This window comes from Mycobacterium sp. IDUB_3 (genome assembly GCF_055419585.1).
Map to the genome: position 1 here is coordinate 3,788,240 of NZ_JBVAXZ010000001.1, position 23,496 is coordinate 3,811,735.

24 protein-coding genes, 1 pseudogene and 1 riboswitch are annotated in these 23,496 nt (G+C 67.7%); of the genes and pseudogenes, 13 read left to right on the forward strand and 12 right to left on the reverse strand.

Annotated elements, in window-relative coordinates; all coding sequences use genetic code 11:
* The first annotated feature begins 23 nt into the window (after positions 1-23).
* The 3 genes from thiS to ACZYVJ_RS17530 are packed head-to-tail and all read left to right on the forward strand — an operon-like array spanning position 24 to position 1,736.
* Complete coding sequence (gene thiS, locus ACZYVJ_RS17520) at positions 24-221, forward strand: sulfur carrier protein ThiS (protein WP_463832182.1); 198 nt, start codon at positions 24-26, stop codon at positions 219-221.
* The gene (thiG, locus tag ACZYVJ_RS17525) at positions 214-972 is read left to right on the forward strand and encodes a thiazole synthase (RefSeq protein WP_463832183.1); all 759 of its coding nucleotides are present in this window, start codon (positions 214-216) and stop codon (positions 970-972) included. Before thiS ends, thiG begins: the two co-directional genes overlap by 8 nt.
* Positions 969-1,736, forward strand: coding sequence for an SGNH/GDSL hydrolase family protein (locus tag ACZYVJ_RS17530; protein ID WP_463832184.1), 768 nt, complete (start codon positions 969-971; stop codon positions 1,734-1,736). Before thiG ends, ACZYVJ_RS17530 begins: the two co-directional genes overlap by 4 nt.
* A gap of 3 nt (positions 1,737-1,739) precedes the next feature.
* Here the strand turns inward: ACZYVJ_RS17530 and ACZYVJ_RS17535 are convergent, their stop codons facing one another.
* Both ACZYVJ_RS17535 and ACZYVJ_RS17540 read right to left on the reverse strand, forming a co-directional pair.
* On the reverse strand, positions 1,740-2,261 hold the full coding sequence (locus tag ACZYVJ_RS17535) for a serine/threonine protein kinase (protein WP_463832185.1): 522 nt from the start codon (positions 2,259-2,261) through the stop codon (positions 1,740-1,742).
* Between the two features lie 89 nt (positions 2,262-2,350).
* The gene (locus ACZYVJ_RS17540) at positions 2,351-2,881 is read right to left on the reverse strand and encodes a serine/threonine protein kinase (RefSeq protein WP_463832186.1); all 531 of its coding nucleotides are present in this window, start codon (positions 2,879-2,881) and stop codon (positions 2,351-2,353) included.
* Between the two features lie 338 nt (positions 2,882-3,219).
* Here ACZYVJ_RS17540 and ACZYVJ_RS17545 point away from each other — a divergent pair, with 338 nt between their 5' ends.
* The 6 genes and pseudogenes from ACZYVJ_RS17545 to ACZYVJ_RS17570 all read left to right on the forward strand — a co-directional run bounded on the left by ACZYVJ_RS17545 (position 3,220) and on the right by ACZYVJ_RS17570 (position 10,096).
* Complete coding sequence (locus ACZYVJ_RS17545) at positions 3,220-3,570, forward strand: CD225/dispanin family protein (protein ID WP_463832187.1); 351 nt, start codon at positions 3,220-3,222, stop codon at positions 3,568-3,570.
* 9 nt (positions 3,571-3,579) lie between these two features.
* On the forward strand, positions 3,580-4,005 hold the full coding sequence (locus ACZYVJ_RS17550) for a DUF2752 domain-containing protein (RefSeq protein ID WP_463832188.1): 426 nt from the start codon (positions 3,580-3,582) through the stop codon (positions 4,003-4,005).
* A gap of 53 nt (positions 4,006-4,058) precedes the next feature.
* The gene (locus ACZYVJ_RS17555) at positions 4,059-5,546 is read left to right on the forward strand and encodes a M28 family metallopeptidase (protein WP_463832189.1); all 1,488 of its coding nucleotides are present in this window, start codon (positions 4,059-4,061) and stop codon (positions 5,544-5,546) included.
* Positions 5,543-7,012, forward strand: a complete 1,470-nt coding sequence (locus ACZYVJ_RS17560; protein WP_463832190.1) for a M28 family peptidase — start codon at positions 5,543-5,545, stop codon at positions 7,010-7,012. Before ACZYVJ_RS17555 ends, ACZYVJ_RS17560 begins: the two co-directional genes overlap by 4 nt.
* A gap of 31 nt (positions 7,013-7,043) precedes the next feature.
* Positions 7,044-8,535, forward strand: a pseudogene (locus tag ACZYVJ_RS17565) (HNH endonuclease signature motif containing protein).
* 115 nt (positions 8,536-8,650) lie between these two features.
* Positions 8,651-10,096 (forward strand): neutral zinc metallopeptidase, encoded by a 1,446-nt coding sequence (locus tag ACZYVJ_RS17570; RefSeq protein ID WP_463832191.1) that lies wholly within the window; start codon positions 8,651-8,653, stop codon positions 10,094-10,096.
* A gap of 16 nt (positions 10,097-10,112) precedes the next feature.
* Here the strand turns inward: ACZYVJ_RS17570 and ACZYVJ_RS17575 are convergent, their stop codons facing one another.
* The 5 genes from ACZYVJ_RS17575 to thiC form a co-directional block, all read right to left on the reverse strand.
* Complete coding sequence (locus ACZYVJ_RS17575; protein WP_463832192.1) at positions 10,113-10,988, reverse strand: LLM class F420-dependent oxidoreductase; 876 nt, start codon at positions 10,986-10,988, stop codon at positions 10,113-10,115.
* Positions 10,989-11,004: 16 nt separating this feature from the next.
* Positions 11,005-11,439: a MarR family winged helix-turn-helix transcriptional regulator gene (locus ACZYVJ_RS17580; RefSeq protein ID WP_463832193.1), complete on the reverse strand. Its 435-nt coding sequence runs from the start codon at positions 11,437-11,439 to the stop codon at positions 11,005-11,007.
* 46 nt (positions 11,440-11,485) lie between these two features.
* Positions 11,486-12,109, reverse strand: coding sequence for an alpha/beta hydrolase family protein (locus tag ACZYVJ_RS17585; RefSeq protein ID WP_463832194.1), 624 nt, complete (start codon positions 12,107-12,109; stop codon positions 11,486-11,488).
* Positions 12,110-12,113: 4 nt separating this feature from the next.
* Positions 12,114-12,941 carry a bifunctional hydroxymethylpyrimidine kinase/phosphomethylpyrimidine kinase gene (thiD, locus tag ACZYVJ_RS17590; RefSeq protein ID WP_463832195.1) on the reverse strand — a complete coding sequence of 276 codons (828 nt, stop codon included), beginning with the start codon at positions 12,939-12,941 and terminating at the stop codon, positions 12,114-12,116.
* Positions 12,938-14,614: a phosphomethylpyrimidine synthase ThiC gene (gene thiC / locus ACZYVJ_RS17595; protein ID WP_463832196.1), complete on the reverse strand. Its 1,677-nt coding sequence runs from the start codon at positions 14,612-14,614 to the stop codon at positions 12,938-12,940. Before thiC ends, thiD begins: the two co-directional genes overlap by 4 nt.
* Positions 14,606-14,716: riboswitch (TPP riboswitch) on the reverse strand. (Overlaps the previous gene by 9 nt.)
* 153 nt (positions 14,717-14,869) lie before the next feature.
* Here thiC and ACZYVJ_RS17600 point away from each other — a divergent pair.
* The 3 genes from ACZYVJ_RS17600 to ACZYVJ_RS17610 all read left to right on the forward strand — a co-directional run bounded on the left by ACZYVJ_RS17600 (position 14,870) and on the right by ACZYVJ_RS17610 (position 19,889).
* Entirely contained in the window at positions 14,870-15,529 is a 660-nt protein-coding gene (locus tag ACZYVJ_RS17600) for a PAS and ANTAR domain-containing protein (protein WP_463832197.1), read from the forward strand.
* A 137-nt stretch (positions 15,530-15,666) separates the two neighbouring features.
* On the forward strand, positions 15,667-16,017 hold the full coding sequence (locus ACZYVJ_RS17605; protein WP_463832198.1) for an STAS domain-containing protein: 351 nt from the start codon (positions 15,667-15,669) through the stop codon (positions 16,015-16,017).
* Positions 16,017-19,889, forward strand: coding sequence for a SpoIIE family protein phosphatase (locus ACZYVJ_RS17610; protein ID WP_463832199.1), 3,873 nt, complete (start codon positions 16,017-16,019; stop codon positions 19,887-19,889). The genes ACZYVJ_RS17605 and ACZYVJ_RS17610 overlap by 1 nt, the downstream gene beginning before the upstream one ends.
* 4 nt (positions 19,890-19,893) lie before the next feature.
* Here the strand turns inward: ACZYVJ_RS17610 and ACZYVJ_RS17615 are convergent, their stop codons facing one another.
* Positions 19,894-20,169: a hypothetical protein gene (locus ACZYVJ_RS17615; protein ID WP_463833041.1), complete on the reverse strand. Its 276-nt coding sequence runs from the start codon at positions 20,167-20,169 to the stop codon at positions 19,894-19,896.
* A 72-nt stretch (positions 20,170-20,241) separates the two neighbouring features.
* Between ACZYVJ_RS17615 and ACZYVJ_RS17620 the strand changes: the two genes are divergently transcribed.
* Entirely contained in the window at positions 20,242-20,508 is a 267-nt protein-coding gene (locus tag ACZYVJ_RS17620; protein ID WP_463833042.1) for an Rv1535 domain-containing protein, read from the forward strand.
* 16 nt (positions 20,509-20,524) lie between these two features.
* Here ACZYVJ_RS17620 and ACZYVJ_RS17625 read toward each other — a convergent pair whose 3' ends face one another.
* The 4 genes from ACZYVJ_RS17625 to ACZYVJ_RS17640 form a co-directional block, all read right to left on the reverse strand.
* The gene (locus ACZYVJ_RS17625; protein ID WP_463832200.1) at positions 20,525-20,971 is read right to left on the reverse strand and encodes a hypothetical protein; all 447 of its coding nucleotides are present in this window, start codon (positions 20,969-20,971) and stop codon (positions 20,525-20,527) included.
* Between the two features lie 120 nt (positions 20,972-21,091).
* Positions 21,092-21,898 (reverse strand): exodeoxyribonuclease III, encoded by an 807-nt coding sequence (locus ACZYVJ_RS17630; protein ID WP_463833043.1) that lies wholly within the window; start codon positions 21,896-21,898, stop codon positions 21,092-21,094.
* A 38-nt stretch (positions 21,899-21,936) separates the two neighbouring features.
* Positions 21,937-22,839, reverse strand: coding sequence for an N-acetylglutamate synthase, CG3035 family (locus ACZYVJ_RS17635; RefSeq protein ID WP_463832201.1), 903 nt, complete (start codon positions 22,837-22,839; stop codon positions 21,937-21,939).
* Positions 22,839-23,432, reverse strand: a complete 594-nt coding sequence (locus ACZYVJ_RS17640; protein WP_463832202.1) for a peptide deformylase — start codon at positions 23,430-23,432, stop codon at positions 22,839-22,841. Before ACZYVJ_RS17640 ends, ACZYVJ_RS17635 begins: the two co-directional genes overlap by 1 nt.
* Positions 23,433-23,496 lie beyond the last annotated feature (64 nt).

Consider the following 23,496-nt stretch of genomic DNA (forward strand, 5'->3'; position numbering starts at 1 on the left):
AGCGATGAGGAGGAGCGGCGCTAATGGTCGTCGTGGTCAACGAACAAAAGGTCGACGTCGACGCGCACACCACGGTCGCCACGCTCCTGGATTCCCTGGGTTTTCCGGACCGCGGCGTCGCGGTCGCCATGGACGACGCGGTGATACCGCGATCCCGCTGGGCCACAGAACTTTTCGACGGTGCCAGGCTCGAGATAGTGACGGCGGTTCAAGGTGGCTGACTCAAAACTGACCATTGGCGACCGTAGCTTCGCGTCGCGGCTCATCATGGGGACCGGGGGAGCGAGCAACCTCGCGGTGCTCGAGGAGGCGCTGGTGGCCTCGGGCACCGAACTGACCACCGTCGCCATCCGCCGGGTCGACGCCGAGGGCGGCACCGGGCTGCTCGATCTGCTCAACCGGCTGGGCATCACGCCGTTGCCCAACACCGCGGGATGCCGCGGCGCGGCCGAGGCGGTGCTTACCGCCCAGTTGGCGCGAGAGGCGCTGGACACCAACTGGATCAAGCTCGAGGTGATCGCCGACGAACGCACGCTGCTGCCCGACGCCGTCGAATTGTTGCGAGCCGCAGAACAATTGGTCGATGACGGGTTCGTCGTGCTGCCTTACACCAACGATGATCCGGTGCTGGCGCGCCGGCTCGAGGACGCGGGATGCGCGGCGGTCATGCCGCTGGGGTCGCCGATCGGCACCGGCCTCGGCATCACCAATTCACACAACATCGAGATGATCGTCGCCAGGGCCGGCGTCCCGGTGGTGCTCGACGCCGGCATCGGAACCGCCAGCGATGCCGCGCTGGCGATGGAATTGGGTTGCGACGCCGTGCTGTTGGCCACCGCAGTGACCAGGGCCGCCGATCCGGCCGGGATGGCCGCCGCGATGGCCGCCGCCGTCACCGCCGGGTATCTGGCCCGGCGCGCCGGACGGATCCCGAAGCGGTTCTGGGCGCAGGCGTCGAGCCCACAACGATGAGTCGTTATGTCGCGCTGGGCAGTTCGATGGCCGCAGGTCCGGGCATCCGGCCCCGCGCGGCGGGGGCTCCGCGGTGGTCGGGCCGATCAGCACGCAATTACGCGCACCTGATCGCGCGGCGATACCAGCATGACTTGGTCGACGTCACCTTCTCCGGGGCGACGACCGCGAACGTGCTCGCCGAGCGCCAGCGCAGCGCACCGCCGCAGATCGCCGCGCTGGACGGCACCGAGAGCCTGGTCACGGTGACCATCGGCGGCAACGACGTCGGCTACGTTCCGCTGTTGGTGGCCGCGTCACTGCCGCGCCCGCTGCGTCATGTGCCGCTGCTGGGGAATCGCATCGCCGAACTGCTGGACCGCGACGCGCGAGATCGCGCCCTGGACGCGGTGTTTGAATCGCTGTGCGCGGTCGGCCGTGCGATGCGCCAGCGATCCACCCGGGCACGGATCTTCTTCGTCGACTACTTGACTATGCTGCCACCGCCGGGCGTGCCGGCGGCGCCGCTGTCGCCCGCCGATGCCGACCTGGGCCGGCACGTGGCCGCCACGCTGGAGGCGATGACGGCCGACGCCGCCGCGGTGACCGGTTGCGAAATCATCCGTGCCGGCGCGGCGGGTCGCGAACATCACGCATGGTCGGCTGAGCCCTGGACGACGCTGCCGGCCCGCTTCGGTGTCCCGCTGCCGGGACGTCCCGCCCCGTTACACCCGAACGCGGCCGGGATGCGTGCGGTAGCGGATCTGATCGCGGCTCAGCTGTAGACGTCAGCCGTTGGTGCGCCACCACTGGTAGAGCGCGCTGACGTCGGAATTGGATGCGGTCAGGTGACCCAACACGTTCTTGGCGTCGGTGGTCCACGTCAACGTCGCGTAGTTCTTATAGGTGCCACACGCGATCTGGCCGCCCGTCTGGCCGTTCTGCTTCCAGGTTCCCGGCGACGCCCCGGCGTCCCCACACGCGGCCAGGGACACGTCTTTGATGGTGGAACTGAACGCGGAGCCCAGATTGGTGCTGTTGGAGAAGAGCGCGTAGACGCCGGATCCCGGCCCGTTGGAGTCGGGGCTTTGCCCGCAAAGGAGTTCGGCCAGTTCACCGGTTTCGGTCAGCTCCTGCGGCTTGCAGTTGTTCAGGCCATAGCCCTTGGACAGCGAGGCGGCCAGCGTGTTCATGTCCGACGCGTTACCGGTGTTCGGTTCGGCGGATGCGATGGCGCTGGTCGCGAAAGCCAAACCGCCGGTGAAAGCCGCGGCACTCATGACGCGCAGCGCGGTGTTGAGATGTGACATTTTGACTCCTTGTGTGTTGATGGAAATAGAGAGGGGCGAACGTGTCTCGGTTATCGGTTCACGGAATCGGTTGCCGCACAGCGGGAGCCTCACCCGTTGGCGCGCCACCACTGGTAGAGCGCCGCAACGTCGGTGTTGGAGGCGCGCAGGTAACTCAGCGTGTTGTTGGCATCCGTGGTCCAGATGATCTCCGCGCCGTTCTGGTAAGTGCCGCAGGCCGCCTGCCCGGCGCTGGCGGGCGAACCGTCCTTGTGCCAGTTGGACGGAGACTGGCCGGCGTCCCCGCACGGGGTCAGGACGTCCTCTTTGATGGTGGCCTTGAACGAGGTGGCCAGATTGTCGGCATTGGTGAACAGGACGTACTTGGCCTGGACCGGGCCGCGCGGGTCGGGGCTCTGCCCGCAGGTGAGCACCGCGAGTTGGGTGCTGCGGTCGATGTTCTGGGCGGTGCAGTTGTTCAGGCCGTAGCCCTTCGACAGCGAGGCCGCAAGTGTGTTGATATCCGAAGCGTTCCCGGTGGTGCCCGGATCCGCGCTCGCCGGGCCACCGCCCGCTAAGGCCAAACCGCCGGTGAGCGCCGTTGCCGTCGCCGCCCTCAGCACGTTGCTGAAATCAGACATGAATGGCTCCTTAACGGCCGCTTCTAAACACGGATAGTAGGGCTAAGTCGTGGTAAAGCAATACATTCCGCAGGAAATTGTCTGTGTGGGCATCCTTCCTCGGCTCGGCTTGCAGAGACCCAGGAAAATGGTAGTGGCAAGCCGGTCGTCGCGCAGGATCACGAACTATGTTGAGGCGCCGCCATAATTCCGACTTTCGGCGAACGAGGTGGGGACACAGGCCCGTTCCTACCGGGGCGGCCAAACCACGATTTCTTCATTGCTAGTGCCGATCTGAGTCCGCTCGGGTATGGTTAGCACCGCTTTACGCCAGCTAACTTCTCTTGACTGGAGAGTCCATGACGCAACCCCCTCCGCCGCCGTCCGATTATCCGCCGCCGCCTCCGCCCGGTTATCCGCCGCAGCAGCCGGCCGGCCAAGCGCCGAATAACTATCTGGTGTGGTCGATCCTGGCGACTCTCTTCTGCTGTCTGCCCTTCGGGATCGTGGCGATCGTCAAGTCGAGCCAGGTCAATGGGTTGTGGGCGCAGGGCCGCTACGCCGAGGCGCAGGCGTCCGCCGAAAGCGCCAAGAAGTGGGTGATCTGGTCGGTGGCCATCGGCGTCGTCGTCGGCGTTATCTACGGCATCCTGATGGCGGTGGGTGCCCTGAACACGAACACCAACGCGGCGCTCGCCGCGATGTTCTAAAACCCGATCATGGTGACCCGCTGGGGGGCGGCGCACGCGAATCTGGGTGCACCACTTGTGGTGGCCGCATCCACGACGTTGATGTGCGCCGCCATCTGGGCGGGTGACCCGACCACCCCGCACGGCCCGCTTCCGGTATGCCCCACCAAGGCGTTGTTGGGGATCGACTGTCCCGGATGCGGCAGCTTACGCATGGTGTATTCGCTCATGCACGGCAATATGTTGGCGGCCGCCAGGTTCAACGCTCTGGGCCTGGCGGCTGTCGTGCTGTTGGTGTGGACGTACTTCTCCTGGACCTACGGGCGCCTGGTGGGCCGGCGGATCCGCGGCTGGCAGCACCGGCGCTGGACTGCCGTCGTGACACTGACGTTGGTGCTGGCCTGGTTCGTGATGCGCAACATCCCCGTCGCGCCCTTCACCGCGCTGTATGTCTGATACCGCCGTGTCCTGAACCGGGCCGCTCAGGCCGCGGTCTAACCTGGGGCGCGATGGTGAACAAATCCACGACGATTCCGGCGTTGGTCGCCGTGCTTGCCCTGACCGCATCCTCAACCGGGTGCTTCCATCGGTCGTCTGGCACGCAGCAAACACCCGCCGCGGGCGAATTTGCCTCGGCGTTGCGCGACAAGGTCACGACCGACGCGATGATGGCGCACCTGTCGAAGCTGCAGGACATCGCCAATGCCAACAACGGCACCCGGGCGGTGGGCACACCCGGATACGAGGCCAGCGTCGACTACGTGGTAAACGTCTTGCGCGGCAGTGGGTTTGACGTGCAAACTCCCGAATTCTCGGCGCGGGTGTTCCACGCCGAGAAGCCGGTGCTCACCGTCGGCGGGACGACGGTGGAGGCGCACGCACTGGACTTCAGCCTGGGCACCGGGCCGGACGGGGTGAGCGGGCCGCTGGTCGCCGCACCGTCGAACAACCTGGGCTGCGCGGCCTCCGACTATGCGAACCTGCCGCTGCAGGGCGCGGTGGTGCTGGTCGACCGCGGCACCTGCCCGTTCGCTCAGAAGGAAGACGCCGCGGCACAGCGCGGTGCCACGGCGATGATCATCGCCGACAACGTCGACGAACAAGAGATGGGCGGCACGCTCGGGCCGGCCACCGATGTGAAGATTCCGGTGCTGAGCGTGACCAAGTCGGTGGGCGTGCAGCTGCGCGGACAGCCGGGGCCCACCACGATCAAGCTCAACGCCAGCGCCCAAAGTTTCCGGGCCCGCAACGTGATTGCGCAGACCAAGACCGGCTCGGCGACCGACGTGGTGATGGCGGGGGCGCACCTGGACAGCGTGCCCGCCGGGCCGGGCATCAACGATAACGGCTCGGGTGTGGCTGCGGTTCTGGAAACCGCCGTGCGGCTGGGGAGTTCGCCTTCGGTGCACAACGCCCTGCGGTTCGGCTTCTGGGGCGCCGAGGAACTCGGGCTGATCGGATCGCGCAACTACGTCGAGTCGCTGGACCTGACGGCGCTGAAAAACATTGCGCTGTACCTGAACTTCGACATGCTCGCATCACCGAACCCCGGGTACTTCACCTACGACGGCGACCAGTCGCTGCCCGCGGACGCTCGCGGCCAGCCGGTGGTACCCGAGGGTTCGGCCGGCATCGAGCGGACACTGGTCGCCTACCTGAAGTCGGCCGGAAAGACCGCGCAGGACACCTCGTTCGACGGGCGGTCCGACTACGACGGATTCACCCTGGCGGGGATCCCCGCCGGCGGCCTGTTCTCGGGCGCCGAAGGCAAGATGTCCGCCGACCAGGCCAAGTTGTGGGGCGGGACCGCCGACCAACCGTTCGACCCCAACTATCACCAGAAAACCGACACGCTCGACCACGTCGACCGCACCGCGCTGGGAATCAACGGTGGCGGCGTGGCTTATGCGATCGGTGTCTACGCACAAGACATCGGCGGCCATAACGGCGTCCCCGCCATGGCCGACCGCACCCGGCACGTGCTCAACAAGTCATGATCTCCCGGCTGGGCGCGACGCTGCTGTTGATCGCCGTGGTGGCCGGTTGTTCGGCGACGCGGCCGGGGGTGCCGGCGGCGACGCCGGACCTTGGCCACAGCTTGGCCAACAAAGTGAACGTCGAGGGCATGCTGACGCACCTGCGTGCTCTGCAGAACATCGCCAACGCCAATGGCGGCAACCGTGCGGACGGGACGCCGGGTTTCAACGCCAGCGTGGATTACGTTGCTAAAGCCCTGCGCGACAAGGGTTTCGACGTACAGACACCGCAGTTCGACCGGCTCTATACCGTGTCCTTGGGTAAGCCCGCGGTGACCATCGCGGGCCGCAGCTATCCCGTCGACCAGGCCTCGCTACTGGTTCAGACACCGCCCGGCGGACTGACCGGCCAGCCGATCCGGCCGACGCGGCCGTCGGGTTGCGCCCCGAACGACTACCCGGCCGTCGTGCCCAAGGGCGCGATCGCCGTCGTCGACGACGCCCAGTGTTCGGTGGTCGACAAACAGAACAGCGCGGTGGCCAAGGGCGCGAGCGCGGTGATCGTGCTCAGTTCGCCCACCGGGCGGGGCGCCCCACCCACGCTGTTCACCACCGGCTACTTCAAGCAGCTGACCGTGCCGGTCGCCGTGCTGGGTTCCTCCGGCGCCGCCGCGCTGACGGGCTCCGCCGCGCCGATACGTCTGGTACTGGATGCGCAGAATGTCAAGATCACCTCGCGAAACGTCGTGGCGCAGACCAAGACCGGGTCGGCCCACGACGTCGTCGTGGTGGGCGCGCACCTGGACGGCTCGCGCGCCGGACCCGGGATCAACGACGACGGCTCAGGGGTGGCCGCCGTCCTGGAGGCGGCGCTGCAACTGGGCCCGCTCGCTCCGGTGAGCAACGCGGTGCGGTTCGTCTTCTGGGGCGCCGAAGAGGACGGCCGCAACGGCGTCCTGGACTACGTGTTCGGCATGGATCGCGACCAACTCAACGACATCGCGCTGTACTTGAACTTCACCATGCTGGGTTCGCCCAACGCCGGCTTCTTCACCGACGACGGCGATCAGTCCGGCCCGCCCGGGCCCGGTGTCTCGCCCGCGGATGTGCCCGAAGGCTCGGCCGGCATCGAACGCACGCTGTCCGGTTATCTGAATCTCGCCGGCAAGCGACCCGCGGACATGCCGTTGGACACCAGGGCCGACTACCACCCCTTCATGATTGCGGGCGTGCCCGTCGGCGGCATGACCACCGGATCCTCGCAGCCGAAAACCCCTGTGCAGGCCCGGCTGTGGGGCGGTCAGGCCGGCGTGCCGTTCGACCCGAACTTCCAGAGCCCACGCGACACCATCGACAACATCAACCGGGAAGCGTTGGCAGTCATGGGATCTGGCGTCGGATTCGCCGTCGGCAGCTACGCGGAATCCATCGATGGGGTCAACGGTGTGCCGCCACACAACAAGAGGCATCGCACTCGGGTTCCGTAACGTGTCGGACCCCGGTGGCATGATCGAACATATGTTCGATGCAGCGCGAAGGGTCCAGGCGATCGCTCGTCTTGAGGAGTTGTTCGAGCGGCATTATCCGTCGGCGACGCCAAAATCCGGCGCTCTGTTGGAGCGGATTGCTCTGTTCTCGCGAGTGGAGAATCGTGCGGCGGCTGAGCAGTTGGCGGCGATAGGGGAGTTGTTTGCGTATCGGTTGTCGCGCTGTTCGGAGCGCGAGGAGTGGGCGGTCGACACCGAGGCGGCGGTGAGCGCGGAGGTCGCCGCGGAGCTGCGGATCAGTCAGGGGCTGGCCGCCAGTCGAATACGGTATGCCCGCGCGGTGCGCGAACGGCTGCCCAAGGTCGGTGAGGTCTTTCGGGCCGGCTACATCGACTTCCGGCTGTTTCCACGATCGTCTATCGCACCGATCTGATTACGGACCATGACGTGCTGGCGGCGGTCGACGCCGAGCTGGCCATCAAGGTGGCGCGCTGGCCGTCGATGACGCAGGGGCGGCTTGCCGCGCAGGTGGACAAGATCGTGGCCCGCGCCGACGCCGATGCGGTGCGCCGGCGCAAGGAGCGCATGGCCGGTCGCGAGGTGTGGATCGCCGAGTGTGGAGATGGCTTGTCGCATATCGAAGGCAGCCTGTTGAGCCCGGACGCGCACGCGCTGGATCGGCGGTTGGATGCGTTGGCGGGCACGGTCTGCGAGCACGACCCGCGCAGCCGCGAGCAGCGCCGGGCCGATGCGTTGGGGGCGTTGGCGGCCGGTGCGGACCGGTTGGCATGCCGGTGCGGGCGCTGCGACTGCGCGGCCGGGGAACGGCCCGCGAACGGACCGGTGATAATCCATGTGATCGCAGAGACGGCCACGTTGCATGGCGGCCAGGTGCCGGGCGTCGAGGTGGGCGCTGACGGGTTGATCCCGCCGGAACTGATACGAGAGTTGGCTGCCTCCGCCAAACTTGCGCCGCTGGTGCACCCTCTTGACGCCGCTCCCGAGCCCGGTTACGTGCCGTCGAAGGCGCTGGCTGATTTCGTGCGCTGCCGGGATCTGACCTGCCGCTGGCCCGGCTGCGACCGCCCGGCCACCGACTGCGATCTCGACCATACGATTCCGTACAGCGAGGTGGGCCCACCCACGCGTCGAACCTCAAACGTTATTGCCGCACACACCATTTGGTGAAAACCTTTTGGAGCTGGAAGGAACAGCAGTTGCCCGACGCGACGCTGATCCTGACCTCACCAACCGGGCGTACATACGTCACCACCCCGGGCAGCGCCCTGCTGTTCCCCAGTCTCTGCGCCCCCACGGCTGATGCGCCCGCGCCCGCCCCAGCCCGACCCGAACCCTGCGCCGAGCGCACCGCCATGATGCCCAAACGCCGCAGCACCCGCGCCCACAACCGCGCCGCCCGCGTCGCCACCGAACGCCGACACAACCGCGACACACGGTTGGCCGCCCAAGTACGACACGCCGACCGGCCGCCCGAAGGTGACGGCGAGCCACCGCCTTTCTAGTACCTCGTGACCTGCGTTTGCTGGGTCCCTCGATTCCTGCTGCCGGGTAGGGTCAATGGCTCTAGACTGAGTTCCCTTGATGCTGCCCTGTAGCCGGTCGGGATGAGGTTGGTCATTGAATAGCGCTGCGCTCAGGTCAGCGATCGTCTGGGTAGCGACGGTACTTGTGGTGGCCGGTTGCACGACGTTCGTCGACGGGCGCGCACTGTCGATGCTCAACGACCCCTTTCTGGTCGGGGGACTGCCCGCGACCAACGGGCCCAGCGGAATCCGTTCGAACGCACCGAGTGCCACCGGCAAGGTGCTCAACACCGACAACGGGCCGATCGACAACCTGGCGCTGTTGTCGATCAACGACATCGAGGACTACTGGCAGTCGGTATACGACCAGTCGCTGCAGGGCAAGTTCGTTCCGCTCGGCAAGATGGTGTCCTACAACTCCAGCGACCCGCGCAGCCCGATCGTGTGCCACAACGAGACCTACAAGCTCGTGAACGCCTTCTACACCGGCAAGTGCAACCTGATCGCCTGGGACCGCGGCGTATTCATGCCGATGGCGCAGAAGTACTTCGGTGACATGTCCGTCACCGGTGTGCTGGCGCATGAATTCGGCCATGCGCTGCAGCAGATGGCGAAGCTGGTGACCAGACGGGACGCCACCATCGTTCGCGAGCAGCAGGCCGACTGCTTCGCGGGCGTCTATCTGTACTGGGTCGCCGACGGCAAGTCGCCGCGTTTCACGTTGAGCACCGCCGACGGGCTCGACCACGTGCTGGCGGGAATCATCACCACCCGTGATCCGGTGATGGACAGCGAGACCGAAAACGACGACGCGCACGGGTCGGCCATGGATCGCATCAGCGCCTTCCAGATGGGCTTCCTCAACGGCGCCTCGGCCTGTGCGGCGATCAACCGCCACGAAATCGAGCAGCGGCGCGGCGATCTGCCAAACGCCTTGCGGGTGGACAACTCCGGGGCGCCAGAGACCGGTGAGGTGCCGATCAACCAGGACACCATGTCGAATCTGATGGAGTTGCTGGGAAAGATCTTCGCCCCGGCCAACCCGCCGGCCCTGTCCTACCAGGCGGCCGATTGCCCGGACGCAAAGGCCACCCCACCGGCGTCCTACTGCCCGGCCACCAACACCATCGTGATCGACCTGCCCGGGCTCGCAGCCATGGGCGCGGTCGCCGACGAAAAGCAGCAGACCCTGCCACAAGGCGACGACACCGCGCTGTCCGTCGTCATGTCGAGATATGCGCTGGCGGTGCAGCACGACCGCGGCCTGCCTATGCAGAGCCCATGGACCGCGCTGCGGACCGCATGCCTGACCGGCGTGGCGCATCGCAAGATGGCCGAGCCGATCGACCTGCCCTCGCACAACCAATTGTTGCTGACTGCTGGTGATCTCGACGAGGCGGTGGCCGGCCTGCTCACCAACCATCTGGTGGCCAGTGACGCGGACGGCACCAGCGTGCCGGCCGGTTTCACCCGGATCGCGGCGTTCCGCGGTGGCGTGACCGGCAACGCGGACGCCTGTTACTCCCGTTATCCGTGGTAACGAATCCCCAACGAAATCAACCTATTTCGGCGAGCCGGGGAATCACCTCGTCGCCCAGGCGCCGGACGAAGCCGACGGGGTCGGGATTGCCGGGCATCGGACCGATATTGATCATGTCGACACCCAGCGCGGCGTAGCGTTCGACCGTCTTCAGGAATCCGTCGGTATCGGCGAAGGGGTCGGCGCCGGCCAGGCCGCCCGACGTCTTGCGGACCTCACCCGGGTCCCTGCCCACCGCGTCGCAGTGCCGGTTCAGCACCTCGATCTTGTGCTCGAGCTCCCCGACGCCGTTCGACATGCTGTTCCAGATGTCGGCGTACTGCGCGACCAGGCGCAGCGTCTTCTTCTCACCGTCCCCGCCGATCAGGATCGGGGGTCGCCGAATCGGTTGCGGCGCACAGATCGTCTCGTTCAGCTGGTAGTGCGTGCCGGTGTAGGGTCCGTCGTCCGCACTCCACATCTGCCGGCAGATCTGCAGCGTCTCTTCCAGCATTTCGAAGCGGGTGCTCAGTGGCGGATACGGAATGCCCAGCGCGGTGTGTTCGCGTTCGTACCAGGCCGCACCCAAGCCCAACATCGATCGGCCCTGCGACAGCACGTCCAGGGTGGTGACCGCCTTGGCCAACAAACCGGGATAGCGATAGGTGACGCCGGTTACCAGCAGGGCCAGGTCGATCGTGGTCGTCTGGGCGGCCAAGAAGCCCAGCGATGTGTAGCCTTCGAGGAACGGATTCTGCGCGGGCGCAAGCTCTTCCATCTGGAAGAGGTGGTCGGCCAGGGTGAACAGTGTGGCGCCGCCTTGCTCGGCGGCCTTGGCCGCGTCGGCCAGCGTGGGACCCAGCCTGGCCGGGTCTCCTGGTAGAAAGTCGATGAAGTGCAGTCCTACTTCCATTGTGGCACCTGTCCTTTCATTGTTCGGTCAAGCGCTCGAGCAGCGATAGCGCGTCGACGATGACCCGCCGCTCGGGCTCGGTGTAGCGCTCCTGGATGGTGCGGGCCAGCCACTCCTCGCGGGCGCGCCGGTCGCTTTCGGCACGTCGTTTGCCCGCCGGGGTCAGCGAGACCACTTGGCGCCGACCGTCATTCGGGTCCGGTGCGCGCTCGATGAGCCCGCGTTGGCCCAGAGCGGCCAGGATGGTGGCCATCGACTGGGGGCGGACCTGTTCCGCTCCGGCCAATGCACTGGCCGACGACGGCCCGTCTTTCCACAACCGGGTGAGCACCGCAGTCTGCGACGGCGTCAAACCGTCGACCGCGATGTCCTTCAGTCGGCGCCGTAGCCGGCTGAAGATCACCCGGATATCGCGGGCCGCCGCCACCGCGGAGTCGCTGATGCCATCCACGCCACCATCCTAAATTAGTCAGTTAAAGCTGTCCAGTTGTAACTGACTAATTTCGTCCGAGCAGCTGTAGAGCCGCATCGACGGCCAACGCAGGCACGTTCAACGTCTTGGACCGCAGATCGTGACGGGCACTGGCGATCTCGACGACGGCGGTCGTTCCGGTGATCAATGCGGCGGCGGCGCGCAGTTCGTCGGGCGTGCCGAACGGATCCGACGTGCCGTGCGTGAACACGGTCGGCACCGTGATGTCGGGCAGGTGTTCGGTGCGGGTGCGTTCGGGTTTGCCCGGCGGATGCACCGGATAGGAGAACAGCGTCAGCACGTCCACCGCGGCCTCCCCGGCCGCAACCACCATGGACGTCTGCCGCCCCCCATAGGAATGTCCACCGGCGATCAGCGGGCCGTCGGCAAGGCTGCGGCACAGCGTGATGGCCTCGACGATGCCGGCCCGGTCGGCGGCGGCCGAACCGGAGGGCGGACCGTTGGGCCGGCGGCGGCGGTATGGCAGGTTGTAGCGCACCGCGAGCCAGCCGCGCTGCGCCCATTCGTCGCAAACCTGTTGCAACAGAACAGCATCCCGGTTGCCACCGGCGCCGTGGGTCAGCACCACCACGCCTTCGGGTGCACCGTCCGGTTCGTGCGCGATGCCCGCGATCTGATCGAGGTTCATGCGATCATGACAGCCGAAACAGTGGGGAGACGGGGCCGTGGCCACGGCCCAGCGGGTAGGCGGCACGCAGACATTCGGTTACCCATCGCTTGCCGAATTCGACCGCCTCCGGCACGGTGAAGTCGTGCGCCAGCGCGCACGCCACCGCGCTGGCGAGCGTGTCACCACCGCCGTGGTCGTTGCCGGTGGCGACCCGCTCCGCGTCGAACTCGTGGAAATCGGCGCCGTCATAGAGCAGGTCGCAGCTGCGATCCGATGTCCGCAGGTGACCACCCTTGACCAGGACCCACTGCGGGCCGAGCGCATGCAGCGCCTTGGCCGCTGCCCGCTGCGACGCCGGGTCCACCACGTCGATGTCGACCAGCAGCCGCACCTCGTCCAGGTTCGGTGTAACCAGCGTCGCCAACGGAAACAGTTGGTCGCGAAGCGAATCCAGGGCGGCGGGCGCCATCAGCGCGTCGCCGTGCATGGATGCCGCCACCGGGTCGACGACGAGCGGAACCGTCAACCCGAGCTGGCGCCAGGTGGTGGCCACGGTGTCGATGATGCGCGGCGACGCCAGCATCCCGGTCTTGGCGGACTGGATGCCGATGTCGCCGGCCACGGCTTCGATCTGGCCGGCGACGACATCACCGGGCACCTCGTGAAAACTCTGCACGCCCAACGTGTTCTGCACGGTCACCGCGGTGACCGCGACGCACGCGTGCACCCCCAGCAGCGCCATCGTGCGCATGTCGGCTTCGATGCCCGCGCCGCCGCCGGAATCCGATCCGGCGATGGACAGCACCCGCCGCGGCGTCGTGCCCGGGGCAGGCAGCGGCAGGTAATTCACTGCGTGATCGGCAGATACACCCGGTTGCCCTGCTCCGCGAACTCGCGCGACTTCTCCGCCATGCCCTCGGACATGGCCGCCTCGATCGCTTCCTCGCTGTCCAGGCCGTGTTTGGCGGCGTAGTCGCGGACATCCTGGGTGATGCGCATCGAGCAGAACTTCGGTCCGCACATCGAGCAGAAGTGCGCAGTCTTGGCGGGTTCGGCCGGCAGCGTCTCGTCGTGATACTCCCGCGCGGTGTCCGGGTCGAGCGACAGCGCGAACTGGTCGTTCCACCGGAATTCGAACCGCGCCGTCGACAGGGCGTCGTCGCGCTCCTGAGCGTGCGGGTGTCCCTTGGCCAGATCGCCCGCGTGCGCGGCGATCTTGTAGGCGATCACCCCGTCCTTGACGTCCTTACGATCCGGCAGCCCCAGGTGTTCCTTGGGCGTCACGTAGCAGAGCATCGCGGTGCCGGCCTGGGCGATGATGGCCGCACCGATCGCCGAGGTGATGTGGTCGTAGGCCGGCGCGATGTCGGTGGCCAGCGGGCCCAACGTGTAGAACGGGGCCTCCTCGCACCACTCCTCTTCCAGCCGCACGTTCTCGACGATCTTGTGCATCGGGACGTGCCCCGGGCCCTCGATCATCACCTGCACGCCATGGGATTTCGCGATCTTGGTCAGCTCGCCCAGGGTGCGCAGCTCGGCGAACTGCGCGGCGTCGTTGGCGTCGGCGATCGAGCCCGGCCGCAGTCCGTCGCCGAGGGAGAAGGTGACGTCGTAGCGGGCGAAGATCTCGCAAAGCTCGTCAAAGTTGGTGTACAGGAACGACTCCCGGTGATGCGCCAGGCACCAGGCCGCCATGATCGAGCCGCCGCGGGACACGATGCCGGTGACCCGCTTGGCGGTCAGCGGCACGTAGCGCAGCAGCACGCCGGCGTGCACCGTCATGTAGTCCACACCCTGCTCGCACTGCTCGATCACGGTGTCGCGGTAGAGCTCCCAGGTCAGCTCTGTCGGGTCGCCCTTGGTCTTTTCCAGCGCCTGATAGATCGGTACGGTCCCGACCGGAACCGGCGAGTTGCGCAGGATCCACTCGCGGGTTTCGTGGATGTTCTTGCCGGTGGACAGGTCCATGATGGTGTCGGCGCCCCACCGGGTGGCCCACACCATCTTGTCGACCTCCTCGGCGATCGAAGACGTCACCGCCGAGTTGCCGATGTTTGCGTTCACCTTGGTCGCAAATGCCTTGCCGATGATCATCGGCTCGATCTCGGGGTGGTTGTGGTTCGCCGGGATCACCGCGCGGCCCCGCGCGACCTCGTCGCGCACCAGCTCGGCGGGCATGCCCTCGCGGGCGGCGATGTAGGCCATCTCGGCGGTGATCTCGCCGGCGCGGGCGCGCTGCAGCTGGGTGCCGCGATCGCGGACCACGCCGGGCCGCGCCGGCAGTCCGGCGCTCAGATCGATCGTCGCGCCCGGATCGGTGTAGGGCCCCGAGGTGTCGTACAGGTCGAAGTCGTCGCCGGTGGACAGGTGCACGCGCCGCAGCGGCACCCGCAGGGTCAACCCGTCCGGGCCCTCGATCTCGCGGTAGGCCTTGCTGCTGCCCGCGATCGGGCCGGTGGTGACGGCCGGCCCAACGCTGTGCGAAGCGGCGCCCGGCACAGTTCCGGAAAGGACATCAGTCATTTTTCATCTCCCTACGCCGGCATTACCCGGTCAGGTTCGTACGGTCGACGGCCCCGAGCCGTCCTCTCAGCGCACTCGGCGTGCGCTCCCGCGTCGTATGGATGGGTCCGCACGTGACGTTACCCCCACGCTCGACCGCATGGCAGGGTGACGGGCTTTTCCCCTGGGGCAGTAGCCGAGGGCGTTGTCTTAGTGGAAAATGCAAACGTGCAACAGCGCGGGCGAACAGGGGAATCGCCATCCGATCGGAATGGCGTGCGATTTTCCGAGCCGATCGAGCCGGCCCCCGGATATCTGAACATCGGCGCGTTCCGGTTCTGGTTCGTCGGGCAACGTTGGGAATGGTCCGACGAGGTGGCCAGGATGCACGGCTACGAACCGGGGGAGGTCATGCCGACGACCGAACTGCTGATCTCCCACAAACATCCCGACGACCGCGCCCATGTGCAGGAGGTGCTCGACCACGCCCTGCAGTCCGAAGAGTCGTTCTCGAGCCGGCACCGGTTCATCGACACCGCGGGTGCCGTGCACGACGCGATCGTCGTCGCCGACCGCATGCTGGACGACTCGGGCGCCGTGCTGGGCACCGAGGGTTACTACATCGACCTCACCGATACCTTCGACGAGACCCGCCAAGAGGTACTCGACGCGGCGCTGCCCGACCTGTTCGAGAGCCGCGCGGCCATCGAACAGGCCAAGGGCGTGCTGATGTACGTCTACCGCGTCAGCGCCGAGCAGGCGTTTCGGGTGCTGCAGTGGCGCTCGCAAGAGACCAATGTGAAACTGCGGGCGCTGGCCAAGCAGTTGCTCGTCGAAATGGCCGCCCTGCCGGTACCGGCGGCCGCTCTGCAGAGTCAGTTCGATCATTTGCTGCTGACTGCGCACGAGAGGATTCCGGCCGAGCCCGCCGGGTAACCGGCGAATCGGCAAACGGTCAGTTCGGGTGGCGGTTACGCTGGAATGGTCTGCGATGCGCGACCGCGCATCCGCGCCGCGTCGTCGGGCTCAGCGGCTGCAGATCGGAACCGTTGCTGCGGCGAAAGGCATGAAGTTTGTTGGCGGTCGAACAGGAGGCTCACGACGACGCAGTGATCGTGAGCGTCAAAGGCGATGTCGACTCCAGTAACGTCGGGGAGCTTTCCGCTCAACTGACCACCGCGCTCGGGCTCGCCTCGACGCAGCCGGTACGCGCGGTGGTGATCGACTTGCTGGCCGTTGAGTTCTTCGGTAGCGCGGCGTTGAACGCGGTGCTCGATTGTCATGAGGGCGCCAAAGCCGCCGGAAGCGGGGTTCGACTTGTCGCCGACCATGACCAAGTGCTCAGGCCTATCCAGGTTACCGAGTTGGACCGGGTCTTCGACATTTACCCGACCCGGTCCGCGGCATTGCAGCGAAGACGGTGATGAACTCGCGACTGCCGGCTGATCTGGCCGCTGCCGTTTCCTTGGGCGGTGAGATGGGCCGGCGGTTCGCCGAATACGACTGGGACGCTCATCCGCTGGGTCCGCCGCGGGACTGGCCGGGCGAGATGCGGGCGGCGGTCGCCACGACCCTTGCGTCGCGGTTCCCGCTCGTGCTGTGGCTGGGCACCGACGATCTGTTCGTCGTGTACAACGACGCCTACATCGAGATCCTCGGTGACAAGCATCCGCACTCCCTGGGGCAGCCCGGCCGCCAGGTGTGGTGGGACATCTGGGATTCGATCGCCCCGATGCTTTCCGGCGTCGTCGCGACCGGTGAGGCGACCTGGTCGCGGGACCTGATGCTGCCGATGGTGACCGCCGGCCGGCGCGTCGAGCGGTTCTTCACCTTCACCTACAGCCCGCTGATCGGCGCCGACGGAAAACCCATCGGAATCTTCTGTCCCTCCTACGAGACCACCGAGCGGGTGCTGAGCGAGCGCCGCCTGCATCTGCTCAACACGGTCGCCTCCGCGATAGTCGAAAGCCGCGGCATCGACGACGCGGTCGGCGTCGCGGTCAGGATCTGCGCCGGCCAGTCCGCCGACCTGTCGTTCATCGCCGTGTACGTCGCGGCCGGCGAGACTGGGGGCGTCACGCTGCGCGGGGCGACGCCCTCGGCGCTGGCGCTGCTGCCAAGCGAACTGAGGCAGTTGACGGACTGGGATGCGGCCACCCGATCCCGGGCCGAGGCGCAGGTCATCGGCGACGTGGCGGTCGCGATCCCCGGGATCGAAGAAGCGCTGGGCGCCGACTGTCCGCAGGAAGCTCTGGTCTTGCCGCTGGGGGAAGCCTCGACCGCGGGGGCGCTGGTGGTCGGCGCCAACCCGCGACGCCCGTTGGACACGCAATTCCGCGGTTTCTGCCAGCTGCTGGCCGACCAGTTGACGTCGACATTCGCCTCGATCGTCTCCTACGAGCAGCAACGGCACCGAGCCGATGCGCTAGCCGAACTGGACCGGGCTAAGACCGCATTTCTGACCAACGTGAGCCACGAGTTCCGCACCCCGCTGACCCTGCTGCTCGGACCGCTGGACGACGCACTGTCCGACGCGGCGCCGGAAAGCGTTCTCGCGGAGCGGCTTACCACCGCGGGACGCAACGCGCGGCGGTTGCAGCGCCTGGTCGACTCTCTGCTCGACTTCTCCCGCATCGAGGCCGGCCGGGCCAACGCGAAGCTGGTGTGCACTGACGTCGGCGCGCTCACCGCCCAGATCGCGTCGTCGTTCACCGAGCTGTGTCACCGTGCCGGGCTCGAGCTAGAGCTGGACTGTGCGCCGGCCCTGGCCGACGTCGACCCGGCCATGTGGGAGACGATCGTTCTCAACCTGCTGTCCAATGCGGTCAAATACACGCTGCAGGGCACGATTTCGGTGCGGGTGCGAGCCGAATCGGGGGACTGCGTGATCGCCGTGCGCGACACCGGCGTCGGGATCGGCGCCGAGGATCTGAACCTGCTGTTCGAGCGTTTCTACCGGGCCGACAACGTTCGCGGCCGCAGCGTCGAAGGCACCGGGATCGGGTTGTCGCTGGTCCGCGGGCTGGTCGACTTGCACCGGGGCACGGTGGCGATCGACAGCGAACTGGACCATGGCACAACCGTGACCATCCGGGTGCCGCGATCGGTCTCGGGCGCGGTCGTCGACTCGTCGCCCGCCGGGCCGGACGAGACCAATCCCTATGTCGCCGAGGCCAGTCAGTGGGTGATGTCGGCCGCCGAACCCGTTGCTGCCGCGCCCGAGACGGCCCGCCAGCTGGTACTGATCGCCGATGACAACGCCGACATGCGGGCACACCTGGACCGGGTCTTGTCGACCCACTGGGAGACGGTCCTGGTCGGCGACGGCGAGTCGGCGTTGGCCGCGACCCGCAACCTACGCCCCGACGCGATCGTGACCGACGTGATGATGCCCGGGCTCGACGGCTTCGGATTCGTGGCCGCCGTTCGCGCGGACCCGGACTTGGCGGCGACGCCAATCCTGATGCTGTCCGCCCGGGCCGGTGCGGAGGCGGTCAACGAGGGCTACGCCGGCGGCGCCGACGACTACCTGCCCAAGCCCTTCCGATCGCAGGAGCTGATCGACCGGGTGACATCGAGGTTGTCCGCGGTGAGCCGGGAGCGTGAGCGGCAGCGTCGCGAGGCGCAGTCTCGCCTGGCCTCGGAGCTGGTGCACCTCGACTCCGCGCTGCAGGGCACCAAGTCGGTCGCGGGAATCTTGGATGCACTGCTGGGTTCCTCGTTCGGCTCGGGCGACGCCGGCGCCGTCGCGATCGGCGAACTCGACGGGGAGCAATACCTGCGGTTCGAATACGCGGGCGATCTGCCGACGGAGTTTCGCGACCGCTATCACGTCGTTGCACTCGATGCGCCGTTGATCGGCGCAAACGTCGCGCGCACGGGCGAGTCGATGATCGTTTCCGACACGTTCGACCTGCCGCCGCGCTACGAGCACGCGGTCCAGGACAGTGCGGCGAGCATCCGCGCCTGCGTGACCCATCCGCTGCGGGACAGCTCAGGTCGCATTCTGGGGGTGCTGGCGTTGTTGTGGCCCGCACCGCGGCAATTCGACGCCGCCGACCTCGACACCTTCGGCCGCATGGCCGAGCTGACGTCGTCGGCCGTGGAACGGGTGCGTCTGATGGCCCGCGAACACGAGATCGCCATTGACTTTCAAGAGCACCTGCTCGATCTGGATCGCGGCTCCACCGCAGCGGTCGTCGCGGCCGTGTACCAGCCGGCGGGGGAGGCGATGCGAGTCGGCGGTGACTGGTATTCGGTTACCCCGCTGGACCACCCGGGCAGGATCGCGATATCGGTCGGCGACGTGGTGGGCCACGGGCTGGCCGCGGCGATCGTGATGAGCAGGCTGCGTGCCGCGGTGGCGGCGTCCGCGCTCACCGCGGGTGAGCCGGACGCGGTGCTGGGTTCGCTGGACCGGTACGGCGCCAGCGTCGACGGTGCGCGCTGCGCGACGGTGGCCTATGCGCTGATCGACACCGCAAGCCAGGGGGGCGGTGCCACCGTCAGCTACAGCTGCGCCGGGCACCCGTATCCGCTGCTGGTGCTGCCCGACGGGCAGGCCACCTATCTGGAATCGGGCCGGCGCGCCCCGGTGTCGGTGACGGGAAACGGGGCCCACGGCGCCGCGGACAAACCGACCGGCGACACCGCGACGGCGGAACTGCCGCCGGGCGGTCTGATCCTGCTCTACACCGACGGACTCATCGAACGGCCGGGCGAAACGCTCGACGACGGCTTCGCCCGCCTGCAAGAGGCGGCGGCGCAGTGCGCCGACCTGCCGGTGGAATCGGTCTGTGCGGAGCTGCTGGCCCGGCTGGCCCCGCCGTCCGGCTACCGCGATGACGTCGTGGTGCTCGCCCTGCGGCCAAGCCACCTTGCCGCCGGCAGCTTCGCGACGGTAGCGCCGGCCGCGCCCGCGCAGATTCCCGTCGCGCGCGAACAGCTGCGGGACTGGTTGAAGACCATCGGCGTCGAGCCGCCTCGCGAAACGGACATCCTGCTGGCAACCGGTGAAGCGGTCACCAACGCGATCGAACACGGCAGCGGCAATGAGCCACGCCAGACGGTGTCCATCGAGGCGTTCCTGCGTCAGGACACCGTCAGCATCACCGTCAGCGATACCGGCCAGTGGATCGGTGATTCGTCCGCCAGCCTGCGCAACCGGCGCCGCGGGCGGGGACTCACGCTGATGAGCGGACTGGCCGATGACGTCGACACGCTGCGCACCCCGGCCGGCACTCGGGTCACCCTGCGATTCGACCGCGCGATCGCGGGAAGATCAGCGACGAGCTGACCGGTCAGGCCTCCTCCATCGCCTCGCCGAGTTCCTCCAGAAGCTTGTTGTGGTGGTTGCTTGCCAGGAAGTGTCCGGCGGCGATGACCAGGGCCACCGGCCAGTCGATGAGTTCGAGTGCCGCCAGGGCCGCCAGGCCACCGAAGTAGGCCAACTGCTCTGGCCTGGGGATTTCCACCTGGCCGATCGCCGGGAGGTTCACCGCGAAGGTCTCACCCTCGCGGATCTTCTCCACCGCCTCGCGCTGGGGTGTGCCGCGCCGCGACTTCTTTTCCGCCATCATTTGCCTTTCGGTAACGAAGGGTTTCCCATCTCGCTGGGTCGCGCGTCCACCGTCGGACCTATGTCGACGATGACCGACACCGGGGGCGATCCTTTAGTTTCATCGTTTGCTTCGGTGCTGAGGGTGCCGCTACTCGAACTCTATGCGCTGTTGTGGCGCGTCGGAGTTGTCGAGATCCGGCACAGCGATCGGTCGCCTCGTCGCGGCGCGAACGCGCGGCCCCGGGTGGTTCGGGGCCCGATCTGTCCGGATCCGTCCGCCCACGCAAAAGATCCCGTGGTGCGCCGACCGTTGCCGCGACTGGCTTCGGCGGTGTACAAGCAAGCGACCGGTTGATCAGCAGCCGGTTCGCCTAATTGGTGCTGCGCAACCCCGTGGAGCCCGCCCGGCGTCCGGCCGTCTTCTTGGCCGTGGACTTGCTCGGGGTTTTCGCGGGGGCCGACTTCTGCGGCGCCGACTCCGCCGGCACCGCCGTGAGGTTCGCCTTGACCGCGCGTGGCTCGGCCTCCTGCTTGCGGCTGAGCTTCTGCAACAGCAGGGCGCTGCCGCCGACCGCCAGCAGCAGCGGCCACTCCACCAATCCGGCGACGCCCAGCGCGCCGAAGGCCAGCGCGGCCGCGGGCGTCGAGTGGCTGCCGCTGTTCATCCCGCGCTTGACGCCCTCCGCGGCGCCGGTGACGCCGCCGATGACTCCGTTGACCGCCGCGCCACCCACGGCACCGGCGGCCGCGGTCGTCGCGGTCGCCGCGCGGTTCACCGCCTGACTCACGCCTCGGACTGCTCCGCCGATGACACTCATGATGACTCCCTGCTCTTGCTACTAATTTGTAAAGCCTGCCACCAAGCCATCGCGCAGACAACGAGAAGCCGCACCAAATTTGCCTGAGCAAAATGTGACGCCCGGCCGTGACGGGCGTGGCTAGTCACGCCTTACATCGATGAGCACCGGCGCGTGATCGCTGGCCGCCTTGCCCTTGCGTTCTTCACGGACGATCTGCGCGTCGATCACGCGGCCCGCCAAAGCCGGTGAGCCCAAGATGAAATCGATGCGCATGCCTTGTCGCTTGGGGAACCTCAGCTGGGTGTAGTCCCAGTACGTGTAGACCCCGGGACCCGGCGCGAAAGGGCGCACCACGTCGGCGAATTGCGCCTCGACGATGGCCTCGAACGCGCGGCGCTCCGGCTCCGAGACATGCGTGGCGCCGGCAAAGAACTCCATACTCCAGACGTCGTCGTCTTGCGGGGCGATATTCCAGTCGCCGGCCAGCGCGATTGCGGCGGTGGGATCCTCGCGCAGCCAACCTTCCGCCGAATCACGTAGTGCGGCAAGCCATTCGAGCTTATACGTGTAGTGCGGGTCGCCCAGGGCGCGGCCGTTGGGGATGTAGAGGCTCCACATCCGGACGCCGCCGCACGTGGCGGCCAGGGCGCGCGCCTCCGCGGCGGCGGCGACTTCGGGCTTGCTGCTCCAGCTGGGCTGGCCGTCGAAGCCGATCTGCACATCGTCGAGGCCGACCCGCGACGCGATCGCCACACCGTTCCACTGATTGAAACCGACGTGGGCCACCTCGTAGCCGAGTTCGAAGAACGGCAGCGTGGGGAACTGGCCGTCGGAGCATTTGGTCTCCTGCATCGCCAATACGTCGACCTCGGCGCGGGCCAGCCAGTCGATGACGCGGGGCAGCCGGGAGCGAATCGAGTTGACGTTCCAGGTGGCCAGCCGCAGCGGCGGGTCGCCGCCATCAATCGTCCCGTCGGGCATGGCTAGACGCTATCCCAGCCGCCCGGGCGCACCGATATGTAGCGGCGGCGGTGGTGCAGCCGGAATCCGAGCGCCGCGGCAAGCGTCGTCGCGCCGGTCTCGGGCACCCGCAGGTAGCCGCGCGTCGCGCCGCGCCCGGCGCCCCACGCCAGCAACGCCTCGCACAAGTCCGCCGCCGTCCGCTCGTCGGCGGAGCGCACGCACGAGATGCCAACCCAGCGCGCGCCATCCGGTGCGCCGGTTACCGCTGCGCGCGCGACCGCTGCGTCGCCCTGCCTTGCGAACGCGAGCTCACCGCCGAGGACGGCTGTGAGCACGTCAACCGGAATGTCGCCGCCGGACATGCGCAGCCATGCGTCGTCGGGGCGCGCCGACAGGGTGGGGGACGGGCCGGCATCGCCGGCGGCCATGTCGGAAAGATCGCGCACCACAACCAGTTCCGCGCGTTCGCTGGTCAGCCCGGGCTGCGGCTGCAGCACCCGATCGGGCAGGGCCAGTCGTGGCGTCAGGCCGCGGCGTTCATACCAGTCGACGATCGCCGGCACGGTGCTCAGCTGGGCCGAAAGGTCCAGCGGCACTGCGGAGTTGGCGGCGAACCCGACGCCGTTGCCGGCCCGCAGCAGCCAGCCGTCCAGCCAGCAATTCTCCGCGCCCGGCCAGGCCGCGGCGGCGGCATGCTCGAGCGCGCGGATCTGCGAGGTGCGGATGGGGGTATCGGTGAGCACCCGCAGCGCGATCGCGTCGGAGGGTGCGAACTCGACAACCGCGCCGGTCTTCGTCTGCACCCGCACCATCGGCTCGACCGCCAGCAGGTGGCCGACCGCGTCGGTCAACGGCGGCACCGAACCGACCGGGCGGCGATAGCGAACCGTCACCCGGGTTCCCGGGTCGGGCCACGAAACCATCAGTGACCGAAGGGGTCCGGTCCCTCGCCGGGCATCCAGGAGAGGCCGGGCACACCCCAGTTGTGGGATTTGACGGCGCGTTTCGCGCTGCGGGCGTGCCGGCCGATCAGGCGGTCCAGATAGAGGAAGCCGTCCAGGTGCCCGGTCTCGTGCTGCAGCATCCGCGCGAACAGGTCCTTGCCTTCGATGGAGACCGGCTGGCCCTCGGCGTCGAGTCCGGTGACGCGGGCCCACTTGGCGCGGCCGGTCGGGAAGGATTCGCCGGGCACCGACAGGCAGCCCTCGTCGTCGTTCTCCGGATCGGGCATGGTCTCGGGTATCTCGGAGGTTTCCAGGACGGGGTTGACGACGACACCGCGGCGGCGCTCCGTGCGGCCCCGGTCGTCGGCGCAGTCGTAGACGAAGACCCGCAGGCCGACCCCGATCTGGTTGGCCGCCAGCCCCACCCCGTGCGCGGCGTCCATCGTGTCGTACAAATCCGCGACCAGCTCGGCCAGATCCGCCGGCAGTGAACCGTCGGCAGCGACCGGCACCGGCTGTGTCGGGGTATGCAGGACGGGATCTCCCACGATGCGGATCGGAACGACTGCCATGGTCGGCTAAGCTACCGCACGTCCGCGGGCCGCTCAGCCTGCGATCGGAGTCTGGGCAATCTTG